Origin of the sequence: Streptomyces caniscabiei (assembly GCF_014930365.1) — a bacterium.
GTDB lineage: Bacteria > Actinomycetota > Actinomycetes > Streptomycetales > Streptomycetaceae > Streptomyces > Streptomyces caniscabiei.
On sequence record NZ_JABXWI010000001.1, the window covers coordinates 707,109 to 731,132 of the forward strand.

At 68.9% G+C, this 24,024-nt stretch carries 19 protein-coding genes, 2 tRNA genes and 2 pseudogenes; 9 read left to right on the forward strand and 14 right to left on the reverse strand.

The window, feature by feature from the left end:
* Positions 1-106 precede the first annotated feature (106 nt).
* The 3 genes and pseudogenes from HW837_RS03405 to HW837_RS03415 all read right to left on the reverse strand — a co-directional run.
* Positions 107-1,201 carry a J domain-containing protein gene (locus tag HW837_RS03405; protein WP_045558541.1) on the reverse strand — a complete coding sequence of 365 codons (1,095 nt, stop codon included), beginning with the start codon at positions 1,199-1,201 and terminating at the stop codon, positions 107-109.
* Positions 1,202-1,445: 244 nt separating this feature from the next.
* Positions 1,446-2,927, reverse strand: a complete 1,482-nt coding sequence (locus tag HW837_RS03410) for a DUF2252 domain-containing protein (protein ID WP_060883990.1) — start codon at positions 2,925-2,927, stop codon at positions 1,446-1,448.
* 147 nt (positions 2,928-3,074) lie between these two features.
* A pseudogene (locus tag HW837_RS03415) lies at positions 3,075-3,230 on the reverse strand (winged helix-turn-helix transcriptional regulator); the annotation flags it as partial.
* A gap of 1 nt (position 3,231) precedes the next feature.
* On the opposite strand from HW837_RS03415, the pseudogene HW837_RS03420 reads away from it, so the two are divergent.
* Positions 3,232-3,543, forward strand: a pseudogene (locus HW837_RS03420) (FMN-dependent NADH-azoreductase); the annotation flags it as partial.
* Between the two features lie 79 nt (positions 3,544-3,622).
* Here HW837_RS03420 and HW837_RS03425 read toward each other — a convergent pair.
* Together HW837_RS03425 and HW837_RS03430 are read right to left on the reverse strand one after the other, a co-directional pair.
* Positions 3,623-6,433, reverse strand: a complete 2,811-nt coding sequence (locus HW837_RS03425; protein WP_193379365.1) for a beta-L-arabinofuranosidase domain-containing protein — start codon at positions 6,431-6,433, stop codon at positions 3,623-3,625.
* Positions 6,434-6,880: 447 nt separating this feature from the next.
* A tRNA-Leu gene (locus tag HW837_RS03430) sits at positions 6,881-6,964 on the reverse strand.
* Between the two features lie 485 nt (positions 6,965-7,449).
* On the opposite strand from HW837_RS03430, the gene HW837_RS03435 reads away from it, so the two are divergent.
* The 6 genes from HW837_RS03435 (at position 7,450) to pknB (ending at position 15,573) form a co-directional block, all read left to right on the forward strand.
* On the forward strand, positions 7,450-8,286 hold the full coding sequence (locus HW837_RS03435; RefSeq protein ID WP_045558538.1) for an FhaA domain-containing protein: 837 nt from the start codon (positions 7,450-7,452) through the stop codon (positions 8,284-8,286).
* Between the two features lie 10 nt (positions 8,287-8,296).
* Positions 8,297-8,827 (forward strand): FHA domain-containing protein FhaB/FipA, encoded by a 531-nt coding sequence (locus HW837_RS03440; RefSeq protein ID WP_045558537.1) that lies wholly within the window; start codon positions 8,297-8,299, stop codon positions 8,825-8,827.
* A gap of 128 nt (positions 8,828-8,955) precedes the next feature.
* On the forward strand, positions 8,956-10,485 hold the full coding sequence (locus HW837_RS03445) for a Stp1/IreP family PP2C-type Ser/Thr phosphatase (RefSeq protein ID WP_225615366.1): 1,530 nt from the start codon (positions 8,956-8,958) through the stop codon (positions 10,483-10,485).
* Positions 10,486-10,512: 27 nt separating this feature from the next.
* Positions 10,513-11,952 (forward strand): FtsW/RodA/SpoVE family cell cycle protein, encoded by a 1,440-nt coding sequence (locus HW837_RS03450; protein ID WP_045558535.1) that lies wholly within the window; start codon positions 10,513-10,515, stop codon positions 11,950-11,952.
* Positions 11,949-13,415, forward strand: a complete 1,467-nt coding sequence (locus HW837_RS03455) for a peptidoglycan D,D-transpeptidase FtsI family protein (protein WP_193379364.1) — start codon at positions 11,949-11,951, stop codon at positions 13,413-13,415. Before HW837_RS03450 ends, HW837_RS03455 begins: the two co-directional genes overlap by 4 nt.
* A 169-nt stretch (positions 13,416-13,584) precedes the next feature.
* Positions 13,585-15,573, forward strand: a complete 1,989-nt coding sequence (pknB, locus tag HW837_RS03460; protein ID WP_193379363.1) for a Stk1 family PASTA domain-containing Ser/Thr kinase — start codon at positions 13,585-13,587, stop codon at positions 15,571-15,573.
* Positions 15,574-15,742: 169 nt separating this feature from the next.
* On the opposite strand, the gene HW837_RS03465 is transcribed toward pknB, so the two are convergent.
* The 6 genes from HW837_RS03465 to HW837_RS03490 are packed head-to-tail and all read right to left on the reverse strand — an operon-like array spanning position 15,743 to position 20,131.
* Positions 15,743-16,477 carry a class E sortase gene (locus HW837_RS03465; protein WP_371271447.1) on the reverse strand — a complete coding sequence of 245 codons (735 nt, stop codon included), beginning with the start codon at positions 16,475-16,477 and terminating at the stop codon, positions 15,743-15,745.
* A 31-nt stretch (positions 16,478-16,508) separates the two neighbouring features.
* Complete coding sequence (locus tag HW837_RS03470) at positions 16,509-17,783, reverse strand: class E sortase (protein ID WP_045558531.1); 1,275 nt, start codon at positions 17,781-17,783, stop codon at positions 16,509-16,511.
* Positions 17,780-18,430, reverse strand: coding sequence for an aminodeoxychorismate/anthranilate synthase component II (locus tag HW837_RS03475; protein WP_033530582.1), 651 nt, complete (start codon positions 18,428-18,430; stop codon positions 17,780-17,782). Before HW837_RS03475 ends, HW837_RS03470 begins: the two co-directional genes overlap by 4 nt.
* Positions 18,427-18,588: a hypothetical protein gene (locus tag HW837_RS03480; protein WP_045558530.1), complete on the reverse strand. Its 162-nt coding sequence runs from the start codon at positions 18,586-18,588 to the stop codon at positions 18,427-18,429. The genes HW837_RS03475 and HW837_RS03480 overlap by 4 nt, the downstream gene beginning before the upstream one ends.
* 53 nt (positions 18,589-18,641) lie before the next feature.
* Positions 18,642-19,334 (reverse strand): class E sortase, encoded by a 693-nt coding sequence (locus tag HW837_RS03485; RefSeq protein ID WP_093790307.1) that lies wholly within the window; start codon positions 19,332-19,334, stop codon positions 18,642-18,644.
* Between the two features lie 17 nt (positions 19,335-19,351).
* Positions 19,352-20,131, reverse strand: a complete 780-nt coding sequence (locus HW837_RS03490; RefSeq protein WP_177261925.1) for a DUF881 domain-containing protein — start codon at positions 20,129-20,131, stop codon at positions 19,352-19,354.
* A gap of 142 nt (positions 20,132-20,273) precedes the next feature.
* On the opposite strand from HW837_RS03490, the gene crgA reads away from it, so the two are divergent.
* Positions 20,274-20,528: a cell division protein CrgA gene (crgA, locus tag HW837_RS03495; protein ID WP_045558527.1), complete on the forward strand. Its 255-nt coding sequence runs from the start codon at positions 20,274-20,276 to the stop codon at positions 20,526-20,528.
* Positions 20,529-20,831: 303 nt separating this feature from the next.
* Here the strand turns inward: crgA and HW837_RS03500 are convergent, their stop codons facing one another.
* Entirely contained in the window at positions 20,832-21,716 is an 885-nt protein-coding gene (locus tag HW837_RS03500) for a rhomboid family intramembrane serine protease (RefSeq protein WP_045558526.1), read from the reverse strand.
* Positions 21,717-21,866: 150 nt separating this feature from the next.
* Positions 21,867-22,400 (reverse strand): peptidylprolyl isomerase, encoded by a 534-nt coding sequence (locus HW837_RS03505; RefSeq protein WP_045558525.1) that lies wholly within the window; start codon positions 22,398-22,400, stop codon positions 21,867-21,869.
* A 360-nt stretch (positions 22,401-22,760) separates the two neighbouring features.
* On the opposite strand from HW837_RS03505, the gene HW837_RS03510 reads away from it, so the two are divergent.
* Entirely contained in the window at positions 22,761-23,462 is a 702-nt protein-coding gene (locus HW837_RS03510; protein ID WP_045558524.1) for a DUF5324 family protein, read from the forward strand.
* 470 nt (positions 23,463-23,932) lie between these two features.
* On the opposite strand, the gene HW837_RS03515 is transcribed toward HW837_RS03510, so the two are convergent.
* Positions 23,933-24,005 (reverse strand) — tRNA-Ala (locus HW837_RS03515).
* Positions 24,006-24,024: the final 19 nt, after the last annotated feature.

A 24,024-nucleotide genomic window follows, 5' to 3' on the forward strand; every position in this document is an offset into this window, starting at 1 on the left:
CGTCCGACGCTACCCGACCGAACGCCCACCGTCCGAAGCCCTCGGCAACCCGAGCAGTCCCATCAGCCACAGCGGCGCACCACCTCAGCCGCAGTGGCGCACCACGTCAGCCGCCCTGACCGTCCTGGCCACCCTGACTCTCCTGCCCACCCTGCCCATCCGGACCGTCCCGGCCGACCAGCCCCGCCAGCTCCGCCTCCCGCTGTGCGACCTCCGCCAGCAGCTGGTCGGCGATCTCGTCGAGGAGACGGTCGGGGTCGTCCGGCGCGATGCGCAGCATCGAACCGATGGCGCCCTCCTCCAGCTCACGGGCGAGGAGTGCGAGCAGCTCCTTGCGCTGGGCGAGCCATTCCAGCCGGGCGTACAGCTCCTCGGCCCGACTCGGCCTGCGCTCCTCCGGCACCGGCCCGGCCGCCCACTCCTCTGACAGCTCCCGCAGCAGCACCTCGTCACCACGGCCGTACGCGGCGTTCACCCGAGCGATGAACTCGTCCCGCCGCTCCCGCTCCTTGTCGTCCCGCGCCAGATCGGGGTGCGCCTTGCGGACCAGTTCGCGGTAGAGCCTGCGGGCCTCGTCGCTCGGGCGCACCCGCTCCGGGGACCGGACGGGCTGGTCGGTGAGCATGGCCGCCGCCTCGGGGAACAGTCCCTCCGAGTCCATCCAGCCGTGGAACAACTCCTCCACGCCCGGCATCGGCATGACCCGCGCTCGCGCTTCCTGCGCCTTGCGCACGTCCTCGGGGTCACCGGTGCGCGCGGCCTTCGCCTCGGCGATCTGGGCGTCCAGCTCGTCCAGCCGCGCGTACATGGGGCCGAGCTTCTGGTGATGCAACCGGGAGAAGTTCTCGACCTCGACCCGGAAGGTCTCCACGGCGATCTCGTACTCGATCAACGCCTGCTCGGCCGCCCGCACGGCCCGCTCCAGCCGCTCCTCGGGCCGCCCGGAGCCCCCGCCCCCGACGTCCCCCGCACCCTCGCCCTGACCGTCGGCGGACGCCGAGCCTTGCGCAGACCCCGAGCCCTGAGCAGGCCCCGGCGTCCCGTCGGACCCCGCCGCCTCACCGGACGGCGTCTCAGCAGGCGCCGCGTCCACGACGGACGGCGTCGATTCGCCGCGCTCGGTGCCCGCGTCGGGCTCCGCGGTCTCCACAGGCTCGGTGGAGCGCTCGGACGGTGTCTGGTCGGCTTCCGGGGTCGTCACCCGACCCAGCCTAGGCCACGGCTCCCGGCCGAACCGAAAGCCACCGGACACCTGGCCCCCGCGCATCCGTGCGACCACCTCACGCCCCTCGGCCGCGCCCTGACAGCGCCCTCCGTCCGCCTGTTACGCCCGCCCCAGCGCCCCGTCCCCTCTGCGATCCCCTCAGCCCTCACGCCCTCGCCTCCGCCGCGCCCCCCGTGAGCCCTCAGACCCCCGCACCGTCCCCGCCGCTCGCCCTCAGCCCTCAGACCCCCGTCTCCGCCGCGATCCGCCCCGCCCGCACCGCCGCCACCAGGTCCGCGTGATCCGCCTCCGTGCGGTCCGCGTAGGTGACGGCGAACGTGGCCGTCGCCTCGTCGAGTTCGTCGTTCTTGCCGCAGTAGCCGGCGAGGAGGCGGGGGTCGGCGCTGTGGGCGTGGGCACGGGCGAGGAGGGCGCCGGTCATGCGGCCGTAGTCGTCGATCTGGTCGGCGGCCAGGGCGGCGGGGTCGACACTGCCCTTGCGGTTACGGAACTGGCGTACCTGGAAGGGGAGTCCGTCGACCGTGGTCCAGCCCAGCAGTATGTCGCTGACGACCTGCATACGCTTCTGTCCGAGGACCACCCGGCGCCCCTCGTGATCCACCTCCGGCACCTCGAAGCCGGCGGTCGCGAGGTGCGGCTCCAGCGCCGACGGGCGGGCCTCCTTCACCTGGAGGACAAGCGCTTCCCCACGGTGGTCCAGGAGCAGGACGACATACGAGCGGGTGCCCACGCTGCCCGTTCCGACCACGCGGAACGCCACGTCCTGCACGGCATACCGGGCGAGCAGCGGGTGGCGGTCCTCCGAGAGCGTGGTCAGGTACTGCGTCAGGGAGGTGGCCACCAGGGCCGCCTCCCTGTCGTCCACACGGCGCAGCACCGGCGGGGCGTCCACGAAGTGGCGGCCGCCGCCCTCCACCTCCCGGGTCGCCTTGGCCGCGAAACGCCCGCTGGTGTTGGCGCGCGCCTTCTCCGACACCCGCTCCAGCGTGCCCAGCAGGTCGTGGGCGTCGGTGTAGGAGACCAGCTCCTCGTCCGCGATGGCGTTCCACGCGTCGAGCGCCGAGAGCTTGGCGAGGAGCTTCATCGTGCGCCGGTAGGCACCCGTCGCGTCGTAGGCCGCCTTGCGGCAGACGTCCTCGTCGGCGCCCGCCTCACGGCCGGCGAGCACCAGCGACGTGGCGAGCCGCTTGAGGTCCCACTCCCAGGGACCGTGCACGGTCTCGTCGAAGTCGTTGAGGTCGATGACGAGTTCCCCGCGGGCGTCCCCGTACAGGCCGAAGTTGGCCGCGTGGGCGTCGCCGCAGATCTGCGCGCCGATGCCGGTGATGGGCGTACGGGCCAGGTCATGGGCCATGAGGCCCGCCGAGCCGCGCAGGAACGCGAAGGGGGTGGCCGCCATCCTGCCGACCCTTATCGGGGTGAGCTCGGGGATCCGGCCGCGGTTGGACTCCTCGACCGCGGACACCGCGTCCGGCCGGTCGGTGGTGAGCGTCAGGTCCGCGTGCGCGCTGCGGGGCACCCGTGTGCGCAGCGCCTTGCCCTCGTCCTTGGGCGACCCCACGGCGGGCCACCGGGCGAATCCCGTCACCGCCGGCACCCGCGCCGCGGCCGCCCCTGCCACGGCCCCCACGCCGACCTGCCTGGATCCCGCCGACTCCGACTCGGCTCCCGCCCCCGTCGTCGTCACACCGACCTCGGCCACAGCGACCGCCTCCCCCGCACCCGTCCACGCACGAACATCAACTCGTGACGACGGTACAGCCGGTGGCCGAAACGCGTCAGACCCTGTGGACAACTCCGCGCCGCACCCGTCCACGCCTGTGGAAAACCGGGCCGGTCCGCCACCCCGCTAGCGTGCCGACCCCGCGCACGGCCAGTCCTGCGGCAGATGGACCAGCGCCCGGTCCTTCAACTCCGTGAGCGCGGGTCCCAGCGCCTCCCCGGCCGCCGTCAGCCGGTAGGTGACGCGCAGCGGCGGCCCCTCGTCGACCTCGCGGACCACCAGACTCATCGGCCGCACCGCCCTGAACGAGGACTCGAGGACGAAGGGCACCCCGGTCACCGTCGTCGCCAGCCGCGGCGGTTCCTACGCTCCGGGCACGCCTCGCGAACCCCTGGAGTATGTGCAGAACTACCTGACGGCGATCCTCTCCGAAATGCTCGGGCTGGAGGTCGACTTCATCGTCCCGGAGCTCACCATGGCCCCGCACAACCCCGCGATGAGCGAGCTGATCCCGCTCTCGGAGGCCTCCCGCGCCAAGGCCCTCGACGACGCGGTCGTCAAGGCCAAGAGCCTGGCCGCCCGCCTCGCCGCCTAGCAGGGCCCTCCCGCGGAACGCGCGAGGCGGCCGCCCCGCCAGGGGGAGCGGCCGCCCTTGTCGCCCGGAACCCGCGCCGTCAGGCCGCGTAGGACGCGTTCTGCGCCGTGGTCACCACCTTCTGGCTGTCGGCCTGACTCAGCAGTCCGGCCGACACCCAGGAGCCGACGGCCGACTGCACCCGCGCCACCAGCGCACCCTTGTCCGCGAACGGCGCCCCGGCCCAGATCTCGTCCAACAGGGTCGTCCCGTCGGACTTGGCCGGGTTGGCGACGCCCGAGTCGGTGCCGCCGAGGACGACCTTCGGTTCGGAGCGCCGCACGTAGGCGTGGGTCGGGTCCTCGCTCCCTTCGTGGAAGGGAGCGAATTCGGTGCCGTCCAGCGTGTAGTGCAACGGCTTTCCGCTCACCGGCGCGAGGGAGGGCAGCAGATCACCGGAGAGCCCCGCGTTGCGGTACAACCCGACCGACAGATAGCTCGTGGAACTGTTCCGGCCGACCAGGTTGACCGGGCCGTAGAACAGCGTCTGGAGCGACGGGTCGTCGAGCGCCTTCTCCACCCGCAGCCGGAACGGGATCGTCACCCGGACGACGTCCCCGGCGCGCCAGGTGCGGGAGGGGATCGTGAAGTAGCTCCCCGCCGCCGGAGTGCCGCTCACCGCGCTGCCGTTAACGGTGACCCGGAACCCTGTGGTGGCCCAGGACGGCACCCGGAGCCGCAGTTCGAAGGCCGCGCTGCCGCCCCCGACGGTGATCGTGGTCCCCTGCTCCCGTGGATAGTCGGTGCTCTGGGCGATCGTCACGCCCTTCGCGGACCAGTTCAGCGTGGCCGCGCTGTAGAGGTTGACGTACAGCGCGCTGCCGTCGGCCTTGGTGAAGTAGACCGAGTCCTGGTACTTGGTGGCGCTCTCCATGCCGGTGCCCTCGCAGCAGGTGGTGCCCTGCTTGGGGGTGTAGTCGCGCACATGGCCGGGCTTCAGCCCGATGAAGTACGTGACCAGCGGCTTCTCGGCGTCGGCCTTGTCCTGCTTGGAGCCGAGGACCTGGTTGAACAGGGCCCGCTCGTAGTAGTCCATGTACTTCGGGTCCTGCTCGTGGAAGAACAGGGTCCGGCTCAGCTTGAGCAGGTTGTACGCACAGCAGGTCTCGGCGTTGGTGTCGCTGATCGTTCCCGAGATCACCCCGCGGGCCTTCCAGAACTCGGCCGTGCTGGTACCGCCGATCCCGTACATGCGCTGCGGGATCACCATGCCCCAGAAGTTCTTCGCGGCGGTCAGATAGCGCGTCTCGCCCGTCGCGTCGTACAGCCGGACGTAACCGGTCATGATCGGAATGTGCTGGTTGGCGTGGAGGCCGTCCAGGATGTCGGTGTCGGCGGCGCAGGCGTCGATGAGCCGGTCGAGGTCGAACAACTTGGCCAGTGCGAGGTGTTCGGCCTTGCCGGTGATCGTGTGCAGGTCGACGATCGCCTCGACGATGCCGCCGAACTCACCGCTGGAGAAGATGCCCCACATCCGCTGCAGCGTGGCGTCGGGCAACTTGGACAGCCGCGAGTACATCCAGTCGCACATGCCGGAGGCGAGGTCGAGCGCGCGGGCGTCGTCCGTGGCGAGGTAGGCGTCGAGCAGGCCCTTGAGGATCTTGTGGGCGGTGTAGTACGGCGCCCACACCTTGGTGTAGTCGGCGGTGGTCCGCGTCTCCAGGTCGATGAACTGCGTCTCCGGGTACGCCGCGAGGAAGCCGGGGTGGCTCGGCCCGCCCCAGGTGCGGCGCAGCGTGGCGGTCAGACCGCGGCCGGAGGCATCGTCGAACGTGCCGCCCGAGGTCGCGAAGAAGTAGTACGACGCGAGGTTGCCGAGCCCCGCGGAGGACCTCTTGGCCTCGTTGGTCTGCAGCGAGGTGATCTCGGCCGTGGTCAGCGCCCTCGACCAGACGTTGAACTCGTCGAAGGCGCCCGCGAAGACCGGGTCGTCGGCGTAGTTCGAGCGGCCCAGCCAGTTGTTCGTCAGGGTGCCCAGGACGGACGGGTTGAGCGTCATCGAGGTGTTCTGGGCCACCGCGGTGCCGTTGACATACAGGGTGCCCGTGGTGCCGCTGATCGTGACGGCCAGGTGGCTCCACTGATTGAGCGGCAGGGCGGCGGTGCCGTTGAGGGCCTGCTCCCCGCCCGCACCGCTGTTGGTGATCGCGAAACGCGGCACCCCGCTGCCGTTGCGGGAGGCGAGGTACATGTACCGGGTCGTGTTGTTGCCGAAGTCGAAGATCCTCTGCCAGTTGGCGTTGTGGGTGGGCTTCACCCAGACCGACAGAGTGATCGCCGAGGCACCGCCGAGCACCGCGGCCGGCAGGTCGACGTACTGGTACGAGCCCCGGACGTTCTCGTGCGCGCCACCCCATTTCCCGGTGACGGCGAGCATGCGGGGATCTTTGCGCAGCGCCTCACGCACCTCGGTGAGCGCATCGACCATGGTGCGGATCTTGTCGGCGTACACCTGCTCCCCGGTGCTCGCGTACGCCTGCGCCAGCATCGTCAGGAAGTGCCCGGTGTAGTGGCCGCGGAGATTGCCGTTGGCCTCGCCGTCCAGCCCTTCCCAGCCGCCGGGGGCGACCGCGCCCTTGGTGGAGAGTCCCGCGTTGGCGCGGAAGACCTGCAACAGCCGGTCGACGTCGTAGCCGCGGCCGTGGTCGAGCATCAACCGACGCTTGTCGGCGAAGAGGCCCTGGCCGAGGGTCACGTCCTTGAGCTCGAAGGGCCGCACCGACCAGGTGGACGGCGTAGGGACCGCGGCGGCGACCGCACGGCCGCCCCCGGTCCCCAGGGACACCCCGGGTACGGCCGCGGCGAGCATCGCGGACTGGAGGAGGAAACGTCTGGAGAGGGGCGGAGCCATGTGCGCCTCGTCTCTGGCAGGGGCGGGGGGTGGAGGACAAAGCAAGCATCATGTTCGAAATTGCGAACGTTGTGCGAATTTCCGACCAGAAGATAGGTAGGTGACAGGCGAGCGTCAACGGTACTGACGGGTTTCCCGAGGCCAATGCCCCACACTGCGCGGCCACTTGCATGCCCTCGGCACCGTTTCACGTGAAACATCATTCGTGCCCGTATCTACGACGATTCGCATGCGGCTGACTCCCCGGCATCCCCGACCGCGCACACCGCGCGCGGCACGCCCCCACGCCGTCCCGCACCACCGGAAGCCGAAAGTCCTTACCGAATCTCCTGAGAGACTCCTCACACTCCAGAGTCCTGCACGGCCAGTCGGCCTGCCGCTCCGGAGGCAGCTCCGACGACAAAAAAGAAGCGGTCCCATCGTGATCACGATGGGACCGCTTCGCTGTGCGCGAGGGGGGAGTTGAACCCCCACGCCCTTGCGGGCACTGGAACCTGAATCCAGCGCGTCTGCCTATTCCGCCACCCGCGCATTGGGTGTGTCCTCAGGCCCCGTTCCTTGCGGTGTGGCGCCTTCCGACATCCAGAAGATTAGCACGCTGGAGAGGGTGGATTCACATCCCTTATCCGCGGCCGGGCCGCGCCGACGAGGCCCGGGACAGGCCGACCAGGACGGACCGAACACACGCCCCCTCCGGTCACGTATCAACGAGTGCTGGTTCACGTCTCAACCTCGTACCGGTCCCGGCCATCTCCATGGGAGAAGGGCGGGGCGCACAGTCCGGTGCGGGACACTGGTCTCGCGCCGCCTCTACGATCCTTGGCAGAGTTCGACCGGGGTAGTTCGAAGAGGAGCTCCGATGGGAATCCGGGAGAGGACCTCAGTGGGCGCCGAGGCCGGGTGACACCGGTCGAACGGGCCGACAGGGGGAACCAGCCGATTCCTCGGCGCGTGGATACGATCAGTAAGCAGTACCGATGCGGTACGCAGAGCGGTGACGACGGAGGAGGTGCCCCATGGGAGTCCTGAAGAAGTTCGAGCAGCGCCTCGAAGGTCTGGTCAACGGCACCTTCGCCAAGGTGTTCAAGTCCGAGGTCCAGCCCGTGGAGATCGCGGGAGCGCTCCAGCGGGAGTGCGACAACAACGCGACCATCTGGAACCGCGACCGTACGGTCGTCCCCAACGACTTCATCGTGGAGCTGAGCACGCCCGACTTCGAGCGTCTCAGCCCCTACTCCGGCCAGCTCGGCGACGAGCTCGCCGGCATGGTGCGCGACTACGCCAAGCAGCAGCGGTACACCTTCATGGGACCCATCAAGGTCCATCTGGAGAAGGCCGACGACCTCGACACCGGTCTGTACCGGGTGCGCAGCCGTACGCTGGCCGGCTCCACGGACCAGCAGGCCCCTTCGGGTGCCCCGGCGAGCCCCGCCGCGGGCCGCCCCGGCGGCTACGGCTACCCGCCCACGGCGGCACCCACGGGTGCCCCGCCCATGCCTGCCACGCCGCCGCCCGGCGGCCGTCCCGCCGCTCTCGGACAGCGGCCGCCCGCCGCTCCGGCGGGCGGTGGGCGCACGCGCTACTGGATCGAGATCAACGGCACCCGCCATCAGATCTCCCGCCCGACGCTGGTGCTGGGGCGCAGCACCGAAGCCGACGTGCGGATCGACGACCCCGGCGTCTCCCGCCGGCACTGCGAGATCCGGACCGGAACGCCCTCGACGATCCAGGATCTCGGATCCACCAACGGCATCGTGGTGGACGGGCAGCACACCACCCGCGCTACGCTCCGCGACGGCTCGCGGATCGTCGTGGGCAGCAGCACCATCATTTACCGGCAAGCCGAAGGGTGAAGCGGGGGCAATGTCAGAGCTGACCCTCACGGTCATGCGGCTGGGTTTCCTGGCCGTACTGTGGCTGTTCGTGATCGTGGCCGTGCAGGTCATCCGCAGCGACCTGTTCGGTACGCGTGTCACCCAGCGGGGGTCGCGCCGGGAGAGCGCGCGGCCTCAGGCGGCCGCCCGCCAGGCCGCGCCCCCGCAGCAGCGCGGCCAGCAGCCCGCGCCTCCCGCCGGCGGTGGCGGCCGTCGTGGGCGCAACGCCCCGACCAAGCTCGTCGTGAGCGAGGGCACCCTGACGGGGACGACGGTGGCTCTCCAGGGCCAGACCATCACCCTGGGCCGCGCGCACGACTCCACGATCGTGCTGGACGACGACTACGCCTCCAGCCGGCATGCCCGGATCTACCCGGACCGCGACGGCCAGTGGATCGTCGAGGACCTGGGGTCCACCAACGGCACATATCTCGACCGGAACCGACTGACGACTCCCACGCCGATTCCGCTGGGCGCGCCGATCCGCATCGGCAAGACCGTCATCGAGCTGCGGAAGTAGTGCTACATCATGAATAGGCGCGAGCGGAGCGAGCACGCAGGGGCGGCCCCCACCAGGGCTCCCGGCGCGCTCCCGACCGGAGGGTGGGCACCGTGCGGATGTACCCGGAGCCGACGGGCGAGGTGCGCATGAGTCTGTCACTGCGCTTCGCCGCCGGATCGCACAAAGGCATGATCCGCGAGGGCAACGAGGACTCGGGCTACGCCGGTCCGCGGCTGCTCGCGATCGCCGACGGCATGGGCGGCCAGGCGGCCGGTGAGGTCGCCTCCTCCGAGGTGATCTCCACCCTCGTCACGCTCGACGACGACATCCCCGGCTCCGACATCCTCACCTCCCTCGGCACCGCCGTGCAGCGCGCCAACGACCAACTGCGCTCGATGGTCGAGGAGGACCCGCAGCTGGAGGGCATGGGCACCACGCTCACCGCCCTGCTGTGGACCGGTCAGCGCCTCGGCCTCGTCCACGTCGGCGACTCCCGCGCCTACCTCCTCAGGGACGGCGTCCTCACCCAGATCACCCAGGACCACACCTGGGTGCAGCGTCTGGTCGACGAGGGCCGCATCACCGAGGAGGAGGCCACCACCCACCCGCAGCGCTCCCTGCTGATGCGCGCGCTGGGCAGCGGCGACCACGTGGAGCCCGACCTCTCCATCCGCGAGGTCCGCGCCGGCGACCGGTACCTGATCTGCTCCGACGGTCTGTCCGGCGTGGTGTCCCACCAGACGATGGAGGACACCCTCGCCAGCTACCAGGGCCCGCAGGAGACCGTGCAGGAGCTGATCCAGCTCGCGCTGCGCGGCGGCGGCCCGGACAACATCACGGTCATCGTGGCCGACGTGCTCGACCTCGACACCGGAGACACCCTCGCCGGGCAGCTCTCCGACACCCCGGTCGTGGTCGGCGCGGTCGCCGAGAACCAGCTGCACCTCCAGGACAACGGCATCATGCAGACCCCCGCCGGCCGGGCCTCCGGTCTCGGCCGACAGGGGCACGGACAGGGCGGCGGCGAGTTCGGCCCGCCCGGCTCGGGCGACACCACCGGCTACATGCCCGCGGCGGGCAGCTTCGGGGACTACTCCGACGACGACTTCGTCAAGCCGCGCAAGAAGCGCAGGTGGCTGAAGAGATCCTTCTTCGGCATCCTCACCCTCGCCGTCGTCGGCGGGGGTCTCTACGGCGGTTACCGGTGGACGCAGACGCAGTACTACGTCGGCTCCAAGGACGACCACGTGGCGTTGTACCGCGGCATCAGCCAGGACCTGGCCTGGATCTCACTCTCGAAGGTCGCGAAGGACCATCCCGAGATCGAACTCAAGTACCTGCCGCCCTACCAGCAGAAGCTGGTCGAGGCCACGATCGCCGAGGGCGGTCTGAGCGACGCCCGGAAGAAGATCGAGGAGCTGTCCACCCAGGCGTCGGCGTGCAAGAAGAACGCCGAGCGCCGCGAGGCGGCGGACAGCAACGCCAAGACGGGCGAGGGCGAGGCCGGCGGAGTCACGGGAACCACGAAGACCTCCCTCACGTCCAAGGCCACACCGTCCCCGACGTCGAAGCCGTCGACGTCCCCCACCCCGACCCAGACCGCACCCGCACCGTCGGCCGGCCCCACCCTCTCGGAGGAGGAGCAGGAGCTGGTCTCACGGTGCGGTGAGCAGTAGGCAAGCCGCGAGGGGCCCACGCACACCATGAGCAGTACTACCAACACGTCGACGCAGCACACGTCCACGATCGGCGCGATCGGCACACCGAGCCGACGCAACACCGAGCTGGCGCTGCTGGCGTTCGCGGTCGTCATCCCGGTGTTCGCCTACGTCAACGTGGGTCTGGCACTGAACGACGAGGTACCGGCCGGGCTGGCCGCCTACGGCATCGGCCTCGGGGTACTGGCCGGCATCGGCCACCTCGTCATCCGCAAGTTCGCGCCCTACGCCGACCCGCTGATGCTGCCGCTGGCCACGCTGCTGAACGGGCTGGGGCTGGTGGCGATCTGGCGGCTGGACCAGTCGAAACTGCTCCAGCAGATCGGACAGGCCGGCGGCAAGGCGACCAATCAGCTGGTCTACACGGCGATGGGCATCGCGCTCCTCATCGCCGTACTGATCTTCCTCAAGGACCACCGCACCCTCCAGCGCTACACCTACATCTCCATGGCCGGCGCGCTGGTCCTGCTGCTGCTCCCCCTGGTGCCGGGCCTCGGCGCGGAACTCACCTACGGCGCCAAGATCTGGATCCAGGTCGGCAGCTTCACCATCCAGCCCGGCGAGTTCGCCAAGATCGTGCTGGCGATCTTCTTCGCTGGCTACCTGATGGTGAAGCGCGACGCGCTCGCACTGGCCAGCCGCCGCTTCATGGGCCTGTACCTGCCGCGCGGCCGCGACCTCGGCCCGATCATCGTCGTCTGGGCGATCTCGATCCTCATCCTGGTCTTCGAGACCGACCTCGGTACCTCGCTGCTGTTCTTCGGCATGTTCGTGATCATGCTGTACGTCGCGACCGAGCGGACCAGCTGGATCGTCTTCGGTCTGCTGATGTCCGCGGCCGGCGCGGTCGGCGTGGCCTCGTTCGAGATCCACGTGCAGCAGCGTGTGCAGGCCTGGCTGGACCCCATGGGCGAGTGGGAGCTCTCCAAGACCGTGGTCGGCCACTCCGCGCAGTCCATGGAGGCCCTGTGGGCCTTCGGCTCCGGCGGCACCCTCGGCACCGGCTGGGGCCAGGGCCACTCCGAGCTCATCCGCTTCGCCGCGAACTCCGACTTCATCCTCGCCACCTTCGGTGAGGAACTGGGACTGACCGGCGTGATGGCGATCCTGCTGATCTACGGTCTGATCGTGGAGCGCGGCATCCGCACCGCCCTCGCCGCCCGCGACCCGTTCGGCAAGCTGCTCGCCGTCGGGCTGTCCGGTGCCTTCGCCCTCCAGGTCTTCGTCGTCGCCGGCGGTGTGATGGGCCTCATCCCCCTGACCGGTATGACGATGCCGTTCCTGGCCTACGGCGGTTCCTCGGTCATCGCCAACTGGGCGCTCATCGGCATCCTGATCAGAATCAGCGACACCGCGCGCCGCCCCGCGCCCGCGCCCGCACCGAACCCCGACGCCGAGATGACCCAGGTGGTCCGCCCGTCATGAACAAGCCCCTGCGCCGCATCGCGATCTTCTGCGGGCTCCTGGTTCTCGCCCTGCTCATCCGCAACAACTGGCTCCAGTACGTCCAGGCGGACACTCTCGCCACCGACAAGAACAACCGTCGCGTGGCCATCGAGCGTTACGCCACGCCTCGTGGGGACATCATCGTCGACGGCAAGGCCATCACGGGGTCCGTCGCTTCCGAGGGGCTCGACTACAAGTACAAGCGCACGTGGAGGGACGGCGAGATGTGGGCGCCGGTCACCGGCTACTCCTCCCAGATCATCGGCGCCACCCAGCTGGAGAGCCTCGAGGACGGCATCCTCACCGGGAACGACGACCGGCTCTTCTTCCGGAACACGCTGGACATGCTCACCGGCAAGAAGAAGGAGGGCGGCAGCGTCGTCACCACCCTCAACGCCGCCGCGCAGAAGGCGGCCTTCAAGGGCCTCGGCGACAAGAAGGGCGCCGTCGCCGCGCTCGACCCCAAGACCGGCGCGATCCTCGCCCTGGCCTCCACGCCGTCCTACGACCCGTCCACGTTCGCCGGGATCAGCACCAAGGACAGCAAGACCTTCTCGAAGCTGGAGAAGGACTCCGACAAGCCGATGCTGAACCGCGCGCTGCGCGAGACCTACCCGCCGGGCTCCACGTTCAAGGTGGTCACGGCCGCCGCGGCGCTGGAGAACGGCATCGTCTCGGGCATCGACGACAAGACCAAGACCCCCGACCCGTACCAGCTGCCCGGCACGACGACCGACCTCACCAACGAGCACGGCGTGTGCAAGAACGCCAGCCTGCGGTACGCGCTGATGGTCTCCTGCAACACGGTCTTCGCGAACATGTCGCACAGCGTCGGCAACGACAAGATGATCGAGCAGGCCGAGAAGTTCGGCTTCAACGAGGACGAGATGGACGTCCCGGTCCGCGCCGCCGAGAGCGTCTACCCCGAGGACAACGATCCGCAGAACGCCATGGGCGGCATCGGTCAGGCCTCCAACCGGGCCACCCCGCTGCAGATGGCCATGGTCGCCTCCGCCGTGGCCAACGACGGCGAGCTGATGACGCCGTACATGGTCGACCAGCTGCGCGCCTCCAACCTCGACATCATCGAGACCCATGAGCCCGAGCCCCTGTCCCAGGCGGTCTCGGGTGAGACCGCCCAGAAGCTCCAGGACATGATGGAGACCGTCGTCAACGACCCCCAGGGCACGGGCGGCAAGGCGAAGATCAACGGCGTCACCGTCGGCGGCAAGACCGGTACCGCGCAGCACGGCCTCAACAACAGTGAGAAGCCGTACGCCTGGTTCATCGCGTACGCCCAGCTCAGCGACGGCAGCTCGCCGGTCGCCGTGGCCGTGGTCGTCGAGGACGGCGCGGCCGACCGCGGCGACATCTCCGGTGGCGGTCTCGCCGCTCCGATCGCGAAGAGCGTGATGGAGGCAGTGATCAAGAGCAAGAAGTGACCCCGCTCACGTCGCCTTCACATCGGTGCACGTTGCGATACCGGTCCTGTATCGGGTGACGCGGTTGGCCAGGTCACAGAAGGCGAGCCGGGTACCGTATGCCCGGAGCACAGCCGCCGGACCACACACGGGTGCGGTCGGGACCGACTGAGAGGGCTGGTAGGAAGCTATGGAAGAGCCGCGTCGCCTCGGCGGCCGGTACGAGCTGGGCCAGGTGCTCGGCCGTGGTGGCATGGCGGAGGTCTACCTCGCGATGGACACCCGCCTCGGCCGCACCGTGGCGGTGAAGACGCTGCGAGCGGACCTCGCGCGCGACCCCACCTTCCAGGCCCGGTTCCGCCGGGAGGCCCAGTCTGCCGCCTCGCTCAACCACCCCGCGATCGTGGCGGTCTACGACACGGGCGAGGACTACATCGACGGGGTCTCGATCCCGTACATCGTCATGGAGTACGTCGAGGGCTCGACCCTCCGTGAGCTTCTCCACAGCGGCCGCAAGCTGCTGCCGGAGCGGGCCATGGAGATGACCATCGGCATCCTCCAGGGACTGGAGTACGCCCACCGCAACCAGATCGTCCACCGCGACATCAAGCCGGCCAACGTCATGCTGACGCGCAACGGCCAGGTCAAGGTCATGGACTTCGGCATCGCCCGCGCCATGGGCGACTCCGGCATGACGATGACGCAGACGTCCGCGGTCATCGGCACCGCCCAGTACCTCTCCCCGGAGCAGGCCAAGGGCGAGCAGGTGGACGCCCGGTCCGACCTGTACTCGACCGGCTGTCTGCTCTACGAGCTGCTGACGGTCCGCCCGCCGTTCGTGGGTGACTCCCCTGTGGCGGTCGCCTACCAGCACGTGCGGGAGGAGCCGCAGCCCCCGAGCGTCTTCGACCCGGAGATCACTCCGGAGATGGACGCCATCGTCCTGCGTGCCCTGGTCAAGGACCCGGACTACCGCTACCAGTCCGCCGACGAGATGCGTGCCGACATCGAGGCCTGCCTCGACGGTCAGCCCGTCGCGGCCACGGCGGCCATGGGCTCGGTGGGTTACGGCGGCTACCCGGACGACCAGCCGACCACGGCCCTGCGGGCCGACGCCGGCGCCACGACGATGCTCCCGCCGGTCGGCCCGGACGACGGCTACGGCGGTTACGACGACCGCCAGGGCCGTCGCCGCCAGCAGCAGAAGAAGAACAACACCTCGACGATCCTCCTGGTCGTCGCGGGTGTCCTGGTGCTGATCGGCGCGGTCCTCATCGGCCAGTGGATGTTCTCGGGCAACGACACGAGCAACGACACGCTCAAGACACCGAACTTCATCGGTCAGAGCGAGGCCGAGGCCAAACAGGCGGCCAGTAACGTCGACCTCAAGGTGACGACCACCAAGGCCGAGTGCGAGAACCAGAAGACCGGAAACGTCTGCGAGCAGACCCCGAAGGCCGATGTCGAGGTCAAGAAGGGCGACACCATCGCCCTGGTCATCTCGACGGGCGCTCCGAAGGTCACGGTCCCCGACGTCCAGGGCATCAAGTTCGACGAGGCGGAGGCCACGCTCAAGGACAAGGGCTTCGAGGTCGAGAAGAAGACCGAGGAGTCCGACCGCACGGCCGGCGTCGTGATCGACCAGGACCCGGCCAGCGGCAAGCTCGAGAAGGGCTCCACGGTCACGCTGACGGTCGCCAGGGCTCCGGACAAGGAAACCGTCCCGGACGTGGCCGGGCAGGGCTGTGACGCCGCCAAGAACCAGATGGCGGCCAACAACCTCGTCGGCACCTGCACCGAGGTCGAGACCCAGGACCCGAACCTCGTCGGCAAGGTCGTCGCGACCAGCCCCGAGGCGGGCTCCGAGCTCAACAAGGGCGACACGGTCACCATCCAGATCGGCAAGGCGGCCGAGGAGGAGGAGCAGGAGGCCGAGGTCCCGAACGTCGTGGGACGGACCGTGGGCCAGGCCAAGCAGATCCTTCAGGCGTCCGGCTTCACCCGCATCCAGTTCGCCGGCGGCAGCGACCAGAGCGACACCGCGATCGTCACCGACCAGGACCCGGACGGCGGCAACGAAGCCGACCCGGCCCAGACGACGATCACGCTCGCTTCGATCGGTTTCGGCGGCAACAACGGCAACAACGGTGGCGGCGGCGACGGAGGCCCCTTCGGCTAGCGCCTCCGCCCATGGCAGGGGGCTTGATCAGCTCCCTGCCCCGTACGACGACGGAGCCCCGGCGCCCTCCCTGAGAGGGTGCCGGGGCTCCGTCGTGATCGCGATGTTTCACGTGAAACCGGATGTTTCACGTGAAACATCCCTGCGCGGGAGTAACCCCACCGCGCAGTTAACGCAGTTCCTTCGGCAGCGTGCGCTCCGCGTTCACGCGCTCCACCCGCTCCAGCTCGCCCCACACGATGTACCGGTACCGGGACGTGTAGACGGGCGTGCAGGTGGTGAGGGTGATGTATTTGCCGGCCTTCTTCCTGCCGGACTCCTTGGGGATGTTCGAGAGGACCTTGACGTTGTACTTCGAGGTCTCGGTGAGGGTGTCGTAGACCTTGTAGACGTACCAGTTGTCGCGGGTCTCGAAAACGATCGAGTCGCCCTTCTCGAGCTTGTCGATGTTGTGGAACTTCGCGCCGTGTCCGTCGCGGTGGGCGGCCAGGGTGAAGTTGCCGTCCTTGTCTGAGCTGGGGAGGGTCGCCTTGACCGGGTCGGTGTAGTAGCCGGCGACACCACCGTTGAGGATCTTGGCGGAGGTGCCCTTCTTCACCAGGACCTCGCCGTTCTTCATGGCGGGGACGTGCAGGAAGCCGATGCCGTCCTTGGTGTCCAGGGCGCCGGGTCCGTCGTCCGAGGCCCAGGTGTCTCGGACCTTGTTCGCTTCCTTGTCCGCCTCGCGGTCGGCGAGGACGTTCGTCCACCAGAGCGAGTAGACGACGAACAGACCGAGCACCAGGCCCGCCGTGATGAGGAGTTCACCGAAGACACTGACCGCCATGGCGATCCGGCTCATGCCGCGGCGCCGCGGCGTGGCCTCGGGCGCGTCCGTCTTCTCTTCGGTGTCGTCGGTGGTCACTGCCACAGTTCTTCCGCCCTTGGTCGAGCCCCTACTGGACGAGCGCGTCGGGCTTGCCCTCGCTGCGCGGCCGTTCCTCCACCATCTTGCCCCACACGATCATGCGGTACTTGCTCGTGAACTCCGGCGTACACGTGGTCAGCGTGATGTAGCGACCCGGCTGGGTGAAGCCGGAACCCGGGGGCACGGGTTGGAGCACGCTGACGTTCGACGGCGGGGTCACCGGCAGGATCGAGGCCATGTCGTAGACGTAGTACGTGTCCTGCGTCTCCACGACGATCGGATCGCCCGGCTTGAGTCGGTTGATGTAACGGAACGGTTCACCATGGGTGTTGCGGTGTCCGGCGATACCGAAGTTGCCCGCCTTGTCCTCGGGCATCGCCGTCTTGATGCTGTTCTCGTCGTAGTGGCCGACCATTCCGCGGTCCAGGACCTTCGACTTGCTGATGCCCTCGGCGATCGGCACGACGACGTCCAGCTTCGGAATGTGCAGGATGGCGAAGCCCTGCCCGGGCTCGAAGGCGCCCGGCGCGCGCTTGCCGCTCTTCCACTCCTCCTGGAGGCTCGTCGCCTCCCGGCCCGCCTGCTGATGGGCACGGATGTTGGACCACCAGAGCTGGTAGGTGACGAAGAGCAGCATCACCACGCCGGTGGTGATGAACACCTCGCCGATGACCCGGCTCGCGATCACTCCCACGCTGGGCTTGCGCGCCCGCGCCGCCCGTCGCGCCTCGACCCTGGAGCGGGGCGACGGCAGGCCGTCCTCTCCTAAGCCCTCCTCGGGCCCCTGAGCGGCTCCGGAGCCCGCGTGGGCCCCCGGGGAGCCCCCGTGCCTCCCGTGCCGTCTCGCGGCCTTACGGCGGGCTGCACGGCCTCCGGGAGTCGGGGGCGCGGGTATCCGCTCGGCCGCGGCGGCCAGCCGCCGCGCCTCCTCCACCCGGAGCGCCACCGTCTCCTCGTCGATCGGAGGGTGCTCCAGAGCGGTTTCGGCCGCGGCCCCGCCGGGCGTGCTCGCGGTGCCGGGCGTCCCGTAGGGCTCGTCGTAGCCCTCGTAGGAGGGCTGGGTACGCGGCGGCGTGTAGGACTCGTACTGCTCGAACGAGGGCTCGGCGTAGGGCTGCTGCTGTCCGTACCAGTCGTTCTGGGGGTACGGGGCGGCCTGCTGAAGAGTCCACGGCTCGGGCTCGGCGGCGTCGCCGAACGGCGTTCCCTGCGGGAAGGCCTCCGCCTCGAACGACTCGGCGCCCCCGTACGCGGCCTCGCCGCCGTAGGGGGCACTCTCGCGCTCGGGGCGCAGGGCCGTCACGCCGTGGCCCTGCCCACCACGGGGGCGAGCCCCGTCGACCTGGCCACGGCCCCCTGGTCACCGCATTCGGCCAGCCAGTTGGCGAGCATGCGGTGGCCGTGCTCGGTGAGCACGGACTCGGGGTGGAACTGCACGCCCTCGACCGGCAGTTCCCGGTGCCTGAGGCCCATGATGATCCCGTCGTGCGTGCGCGCCGTGACCTCGAGCTCGGCCGGCACCGTGGCCGGCTCGGCTGCCAGGGAGTGGTAGCGGGTCGCGGTGAAGGGGGTGGGAAGGCCCGCGAAGACCCCCTTGCCCTCGTGTTCCACCAGCGAGGTCTTTCCGTGCAGCAGTTCGGGCGCGCGGTCCACGACACCGCCGTACGCCACCTGCATGGACTGCATGCCGAGGCAGACGCCGAAGACGGGGACGCCGGTCGCGGCACAGTGGCGGACCATGTCCACGCAGACGCCGGCCTCCTCGGGGGTGCCCGGGCCGGGGGACAGGAGCACGCCGTCGAACCCGTCCTGGGCGTGGGCGGTCGCCACCTCGTCGTTGCGGAGCACCTCGCACTCGGCGCCCAGCTGGTACAGGTACTGGACCAGGTTGAAGACGAAGCTGTCGTAGTTGTCGACGACGAGGACCCGGGCGGGTCGGGCGGCACTCACTGGTCGTTCACCGTCACATCGTTGAAGGGCAGCAGGGGCTCGGCCCAGGGAAAGACGTATTGGAAGAGGACATAGACGACGGCCAGGATCAGCACGATGGACATCAGCGCCTTCAGCCACGCGTTACCCGGCAGATGTCGCCAGATCCAGCCGTACATGCCGTCCCTTCCTTCACACCACGGCACCGGACTCACGCCGTACCGCCACCAGACTAACGGCGTAGTGCCTCCGGTTTCCCTGACTCCACAGGCTGTGTGGAATCCAGATGGCCCCACACGATGAGCCGGTGGCTGTGTCCCCACTCCGGGTCGCACGTCGTCAGCGTCAGATAGCGCCCCGCGCGCGTGTAGCCCGACTTCTTCGGCACGGGGTCGATGACCTGGACGTCCGTGGGCAATGTCCGGAAGGGCCCCTTGTCGATGACGTACGTGAACCAGTCCGCGCCGTCGGTCAGGACGACCTTGTCGCCGGGGCGCAGCTTGGGAAAATCTTTTAAGGGATCTCCGTGGGTGCGGCGGTGGCCGGCCACCGCGAAGTTCCCTTTCTGTCCCAGCTGCGCGGTGTTCGCGTAGTGGCCGAGCCCTTTTTTGAGAGTGTCCGTCTTCGTGCCCTCCAAGACGGGCTTGTTCCACGTGAAACCAAGGCGCGGGATGTACATGAGCGCGAAGGGCTCGCCGCTCTCGTACGCGGCGGGCGGCTCCGGAGCCACCGAGGGGCCCGGGCCGGAGGTCGGTCGCACCGGCTGTTCCGCCCACCTGTCCTGGAGCAGGTCGACCTGGTGCTCCATCTCGGAGTCGGCCTTCACACCGGTCCAGAACAGCACGTAGACGACGAAGAGCACGATCAGGGTGCCGACGGTGATGCAGAGTTCGCTGGCGGTCCTCACGATCACGCGCACCGACACGGGTCCCCCGGCTGCCGTTACTCCACGGGCTTCGCGTACTTCAGATCCACTGTGCCCGAGTAGCCGGGAAGAGTCACCGGCCCGTCCTCGGAGACTTTCCAGCCCAGCCCGTAGACGTTCACGTACACCATGTAGTTCTGGATCGCCTTGCTGGCGCTGAGCGCCTTCTGTAGTTTCTCCGGGTCACCGACCGCCTGGATCTTGTACGGGGGCGAGTAGACACGGCCCTGGAGGATCAGGGTGTTGCCGACGCAGCGGACGGCGCTGGTGGAGATCAGCCGCTGGTCCATGACCTTGATGCCCTCGGCGCCGCCCAGCCACAGGGCGTTCACGACGGCCTGCAGGTCCTGCTGGTGGATGACCAGGTAGTCGGGCTGCGGTTCGGGATATCCGGGGAGTTTGGCGGTGGCGTCCGGAGGGGCGTCGTTGAGGGTGACCGTGAGGGCCTGGCCCCTGAGCTTCTGGGTGCCGGCGTTCTTCTCCAGCGCCTTGAGCCGGGCGTCCTCGGCCTTGGTGCTGCCGTCGTCGCGCTCCGCGAGGGCCTCCACGTCGTCCCGGAGCACCGCGTTGGACTCGTCGAGCTGCCCGTTCTTGTGGCTGCGTTCCTGGATCAGGTCGGAGAGCTTCAGCAGAGAGGCGTCCGTACGGATGTTGGTGCCCTTGGCCGTGTCGAAGCTGGTGAAGAAGATCAGCCCGGCGAGGGCGAAGACCCCGACGGTGAGCACGCGCACGGGCCGGAAACCGCCTCGGGGGGAGGTGCCGGAACCCGGCTCGGGGGAGTCGGCTGAATTGCTCAACGTACCCTTATCTCCTTAGGCGCCGCGGAAGCACTACGCTAACGGACGCCCGGGGGAGCATTCAGTGTCCCCTTGTACGCTGCCCCGGAGCCCGCCACAGTTCCCTGCGCGGCCACGCAGCGCATCGACAGGAGAGACCCTCGTGCCGAAGTCACGTATCCGCAAGAAGGCCGACTACACGCCGCCGCCGTCCAAGCAGGCCACGAACATCAAGCTGAACAGCCGTGGCTGGGTGGCTCCGGTCATGCTGGCCATGTTCCTCATCGGGCTGGCCTGGATCGTCGTCTTCTATGTGACCGACGGCTCGCTGCCGATCGACTCGCTCGGCAACTGGAACATCGTGGTCGGATTCGGCTTCATCGCGGCCGGATTCGGCGTCTCGACCCAGTGGAAGTAGCGGTCTCCGCCCTGTGGAGGTAGTTCTCCCCAGAGCAATCCACGGAGTTATCCACAGGCGTTTTCCACAGTGGGGAAAAAGAACGACGATCTGTGGATAACTCACTGGGCGTTGACGCCGGTACGACTGACCTACCGGCACCCGCAAGGATGTTCGCCCCCTGCCTGACCTGCGAAAACGCAGGTGAGCGACAGGGGGCACACCTGTTCCCGCACCCTATGCACAAGATCCGCCACGGTCTGTGGACAACAGTGCTGTAACGGTGCCGACGGAGCGCCGAACCGGTGACGGTCCGGCATCACCTCAGGTCAGCTGGGCGGTCCTGAGCAGCGTCACCACGACCACGGCCAGCAGGACCAGGGCGCACGCGCCGTATTGGATCAGCCCCCGTCGCTCACGCGGCGCGTGCACCATCGCATAGCCGATCAGCACACCGCCGACGAGACCGCCGACATGGGCCTGCCAGGCGATGCCGGACCAGCCGAAGGTGATGACCAGGTTGATGACCAGCAGGATGATGACCGGGCGCATGTCGTACTTCAGCCGGCGCATGAGGACGGCTGTCGCGCCGAAGAGGCCGAAGATGGCGCCGGAGGCGCCGAGCGTCCATTGGTTCGGCGCGGCGAGCAGGTAGGTGAGCGCGCTGCCCGCGAGACCCGAGGCGAAGTAGAGGGCCAGATAGCGGGCTCGACCGAGGGCGGCTTCCAGCGGGCCGCCGATCCACCAGAGGCTGAGCATGTTGAAGGCGATGTGCATGACACCGCTGTGCAGGAACATCGACGTGACAAGCCGGTACCACTGGCCTTCGGCGACGCCTTGCACGGAGCCGACGGAATCAAAGCCCTGTCCGACGAGGGCGAACCGATCGGTGAAAGCGTCACCGATGGCCTCGTTCACCAGAAAAAGCAGCAGATTCGCGCCGATCAGGATCTTGGTGAGGAGCCGAGGGTCGGCGGTGACCGTGCCCCCCGCGAGGGTGCGCGGGGCCGAGGCGGAGGGCGCTCGGCCCGTGCCCGAGCCGTCGCGGACACATTCGGGGCACTGGAAGCCGACAGAGGCGCTCACCATGCACTCGGGGCAGATGGGACGCTCGCAGCGGGTGCAGCTGATACCCGTCTCGCGGTCCGGATGCCGGTAGCAGGTGGGCAGGCTCCGCGCGTCCTGCGAGCTGCTCGGCACCTGATCCATCGGGTCCCTCCGTCTCCTGTGTGGAACGCCTCGCCCCGCTCATCCTTACGGATGGGCGGGGCGATTGGTTCCCTTCGGGACCTTGTGAACCTTTCGGGTCCGGTCCGCGCGGTGAACCGGGACGCTCGGCCCGGCGACGGGCCCGAGGGCTCAGCCCTGGCGCGTCTCGACGACGACCGACTCGATGACGACGTCGTTGACCGGACGGTCGGTGCGCGGGTTGGTCTGGGCACCGGCGATGGCGTCCACGACCTTCTGGCTGGCCGCGTCGACGACCTCACCGAAGATGGTGTGCTTGCGGGTCAGCCACGCCGTCGGGGAGACGGTGATGAAGAACTGCGAGCCGTTGGTGCCCGGTCCGGCGTTGGCCATGGCCAGCAGGTACGGCTTGTCGAAGGCGAGGTCCGGGTGGAACTCGTCCGCGAACTGGTAGCCGGGACCACCGGTGCCGTTGCCCAGCGGGTCACCGCCCTGGATCATGAATCCACTGATCACCCGGTGGAAGACCGTGCCGTCGTAGAGCTTGTCCGTGGACTTCTGCCCGGTGGCCGGGTTGGTCCACTCACGCTCGCCCTGGGCGAGCTCGACGAAGTTACGGACCGTCTTGGGCGCGTGGTTCGGCAGCAGCCGCACCTCGATGTCGCCATGGTTGGTCTTCAGGGTGGCGTACAGCTGCTCTGCCACGATCTGCCTTCCGTTGTCCTTTGTGACTCCCCCGATCCTCGCACGGACGACGCCGTCCGTCCCCCGACGCCCACGCTCTTGTACCGCGGGCGCGCGGAAAACCGGCCGAGTACCCCCGCTACCGGCGCGCTTCGCGGCGATCCGTGGCATTGTCGGCACTGTCGTGGACTAGTTCCCGTTCCCCCGTATTCATCCTCTCTTGCATGTGAACGGGTTCATGAGCGGCTCTGCCCGACGGTCGGCCGGAGCCGGGGCCATGACCCGGATGCCCGCCCGCACATGCCCCGGAGCGCTCCGGGAGGCATGATCCCCAAAAGGGTGGAAAGTCGAATTACGTACGCCACCGAGGAGGAGGATCCCGTGACCCGCATCGACAGCGTGCGCGCCGCGACCGGCTCGGCGAAGGACAGCGTGCTGCACGCCGCGGAAGTGGTGGCGCCCTACGCCGACACGGCCAAGGACAAGGCCTCGCACTACGCGCAGGAGGCACGTGTACGACTCGCGCCGAAGGTGTCGCTGGCCGCGGAACAGGCACGCGTCCAGTACGGCGCCCATGTCGTCCCGCGCTTGGAGCAGGCTCGCACGCATGTGCCGCCGAAGGTCGACCACGCGGCCCACGAAGCCGCCGCACGCACCCGCAAGGCGGCCCGCCAGGCCGCCGACTACTCCCGTCCACGTATCGAACAGGCCGTGGCCGCGGCCGGCCCCGTCCGCGAGGAGGCCACCGCCCGCAGTGTCGCGGCACTGGCCGCGCTCCGCGGGCAGGTCTCGCCGAAGCAGATCCAGCGGCTGGTCCGCAGGCAGCAGCGTCGAGCGAGGCTCGGCCGTGCCGCCAAGGGCATCGCCGTGCTGGGCGTCCTGGCGGGCGGCGCCTTCGCCGCCTGGAAGTGGTGGGACAAGCAGGCCAACCCCGACTGGCTGGTCGAGCCCCCCGCGGCCACCGAGGTGTCCGACTCGGGTCGGCTGTCCTCCGTGGACGGCAGCGGCCAGTCCGCTCTCGACCCCGAGGTCCAGGCCAAGCAGGCCGAGGACGAGGCCGCCGACCGGGACAACCGCCGCTGAGCACCGACTGAGCACCGGCAGCCGAGGGCACTTTTCCACGGCTACCGGTGTGGGAGGACGTGTTCCTTCCCGACTCGACCCTGCCCGAGGGTGCGTTCGACGGGACACCTTTCAACAGCCCTGTGGGGCAGAAGACTTGCCGGTCTTCTGCCCCACAGGGCTGTTTCACGTGAAACAGCGCCGCCCCTCAAGACCTCACCATCCTCCGACCGGAATGTATTGATCCGATTGCGAAGGGTGACGTACACAATTGACCGGCCGTCCATGTGACCCAGCACACTCGTTTCGCATCTGCGCACGTCGACACGTGCCATCAACCGTTGCCCCGTTCCAGCGGCCTTCTTCCCGTGAAGTGCACAGATAGCGATCGCGACGACCCCCTACCGGGACGCCACCGACGGCCGTGATCCCGCGGGCAGCAAAAAGGCCGGGCCGGATGTCCTACGACATCCGGCCCGGCCGATCCGCTGTGGAGCCTAGGGGAGTCGAACCCCTGACATCTGCCATGCAAAGACAGCGCTCTACCAACTGAGCTAAGGCCCCGGAAGGGAAGCATCCACCC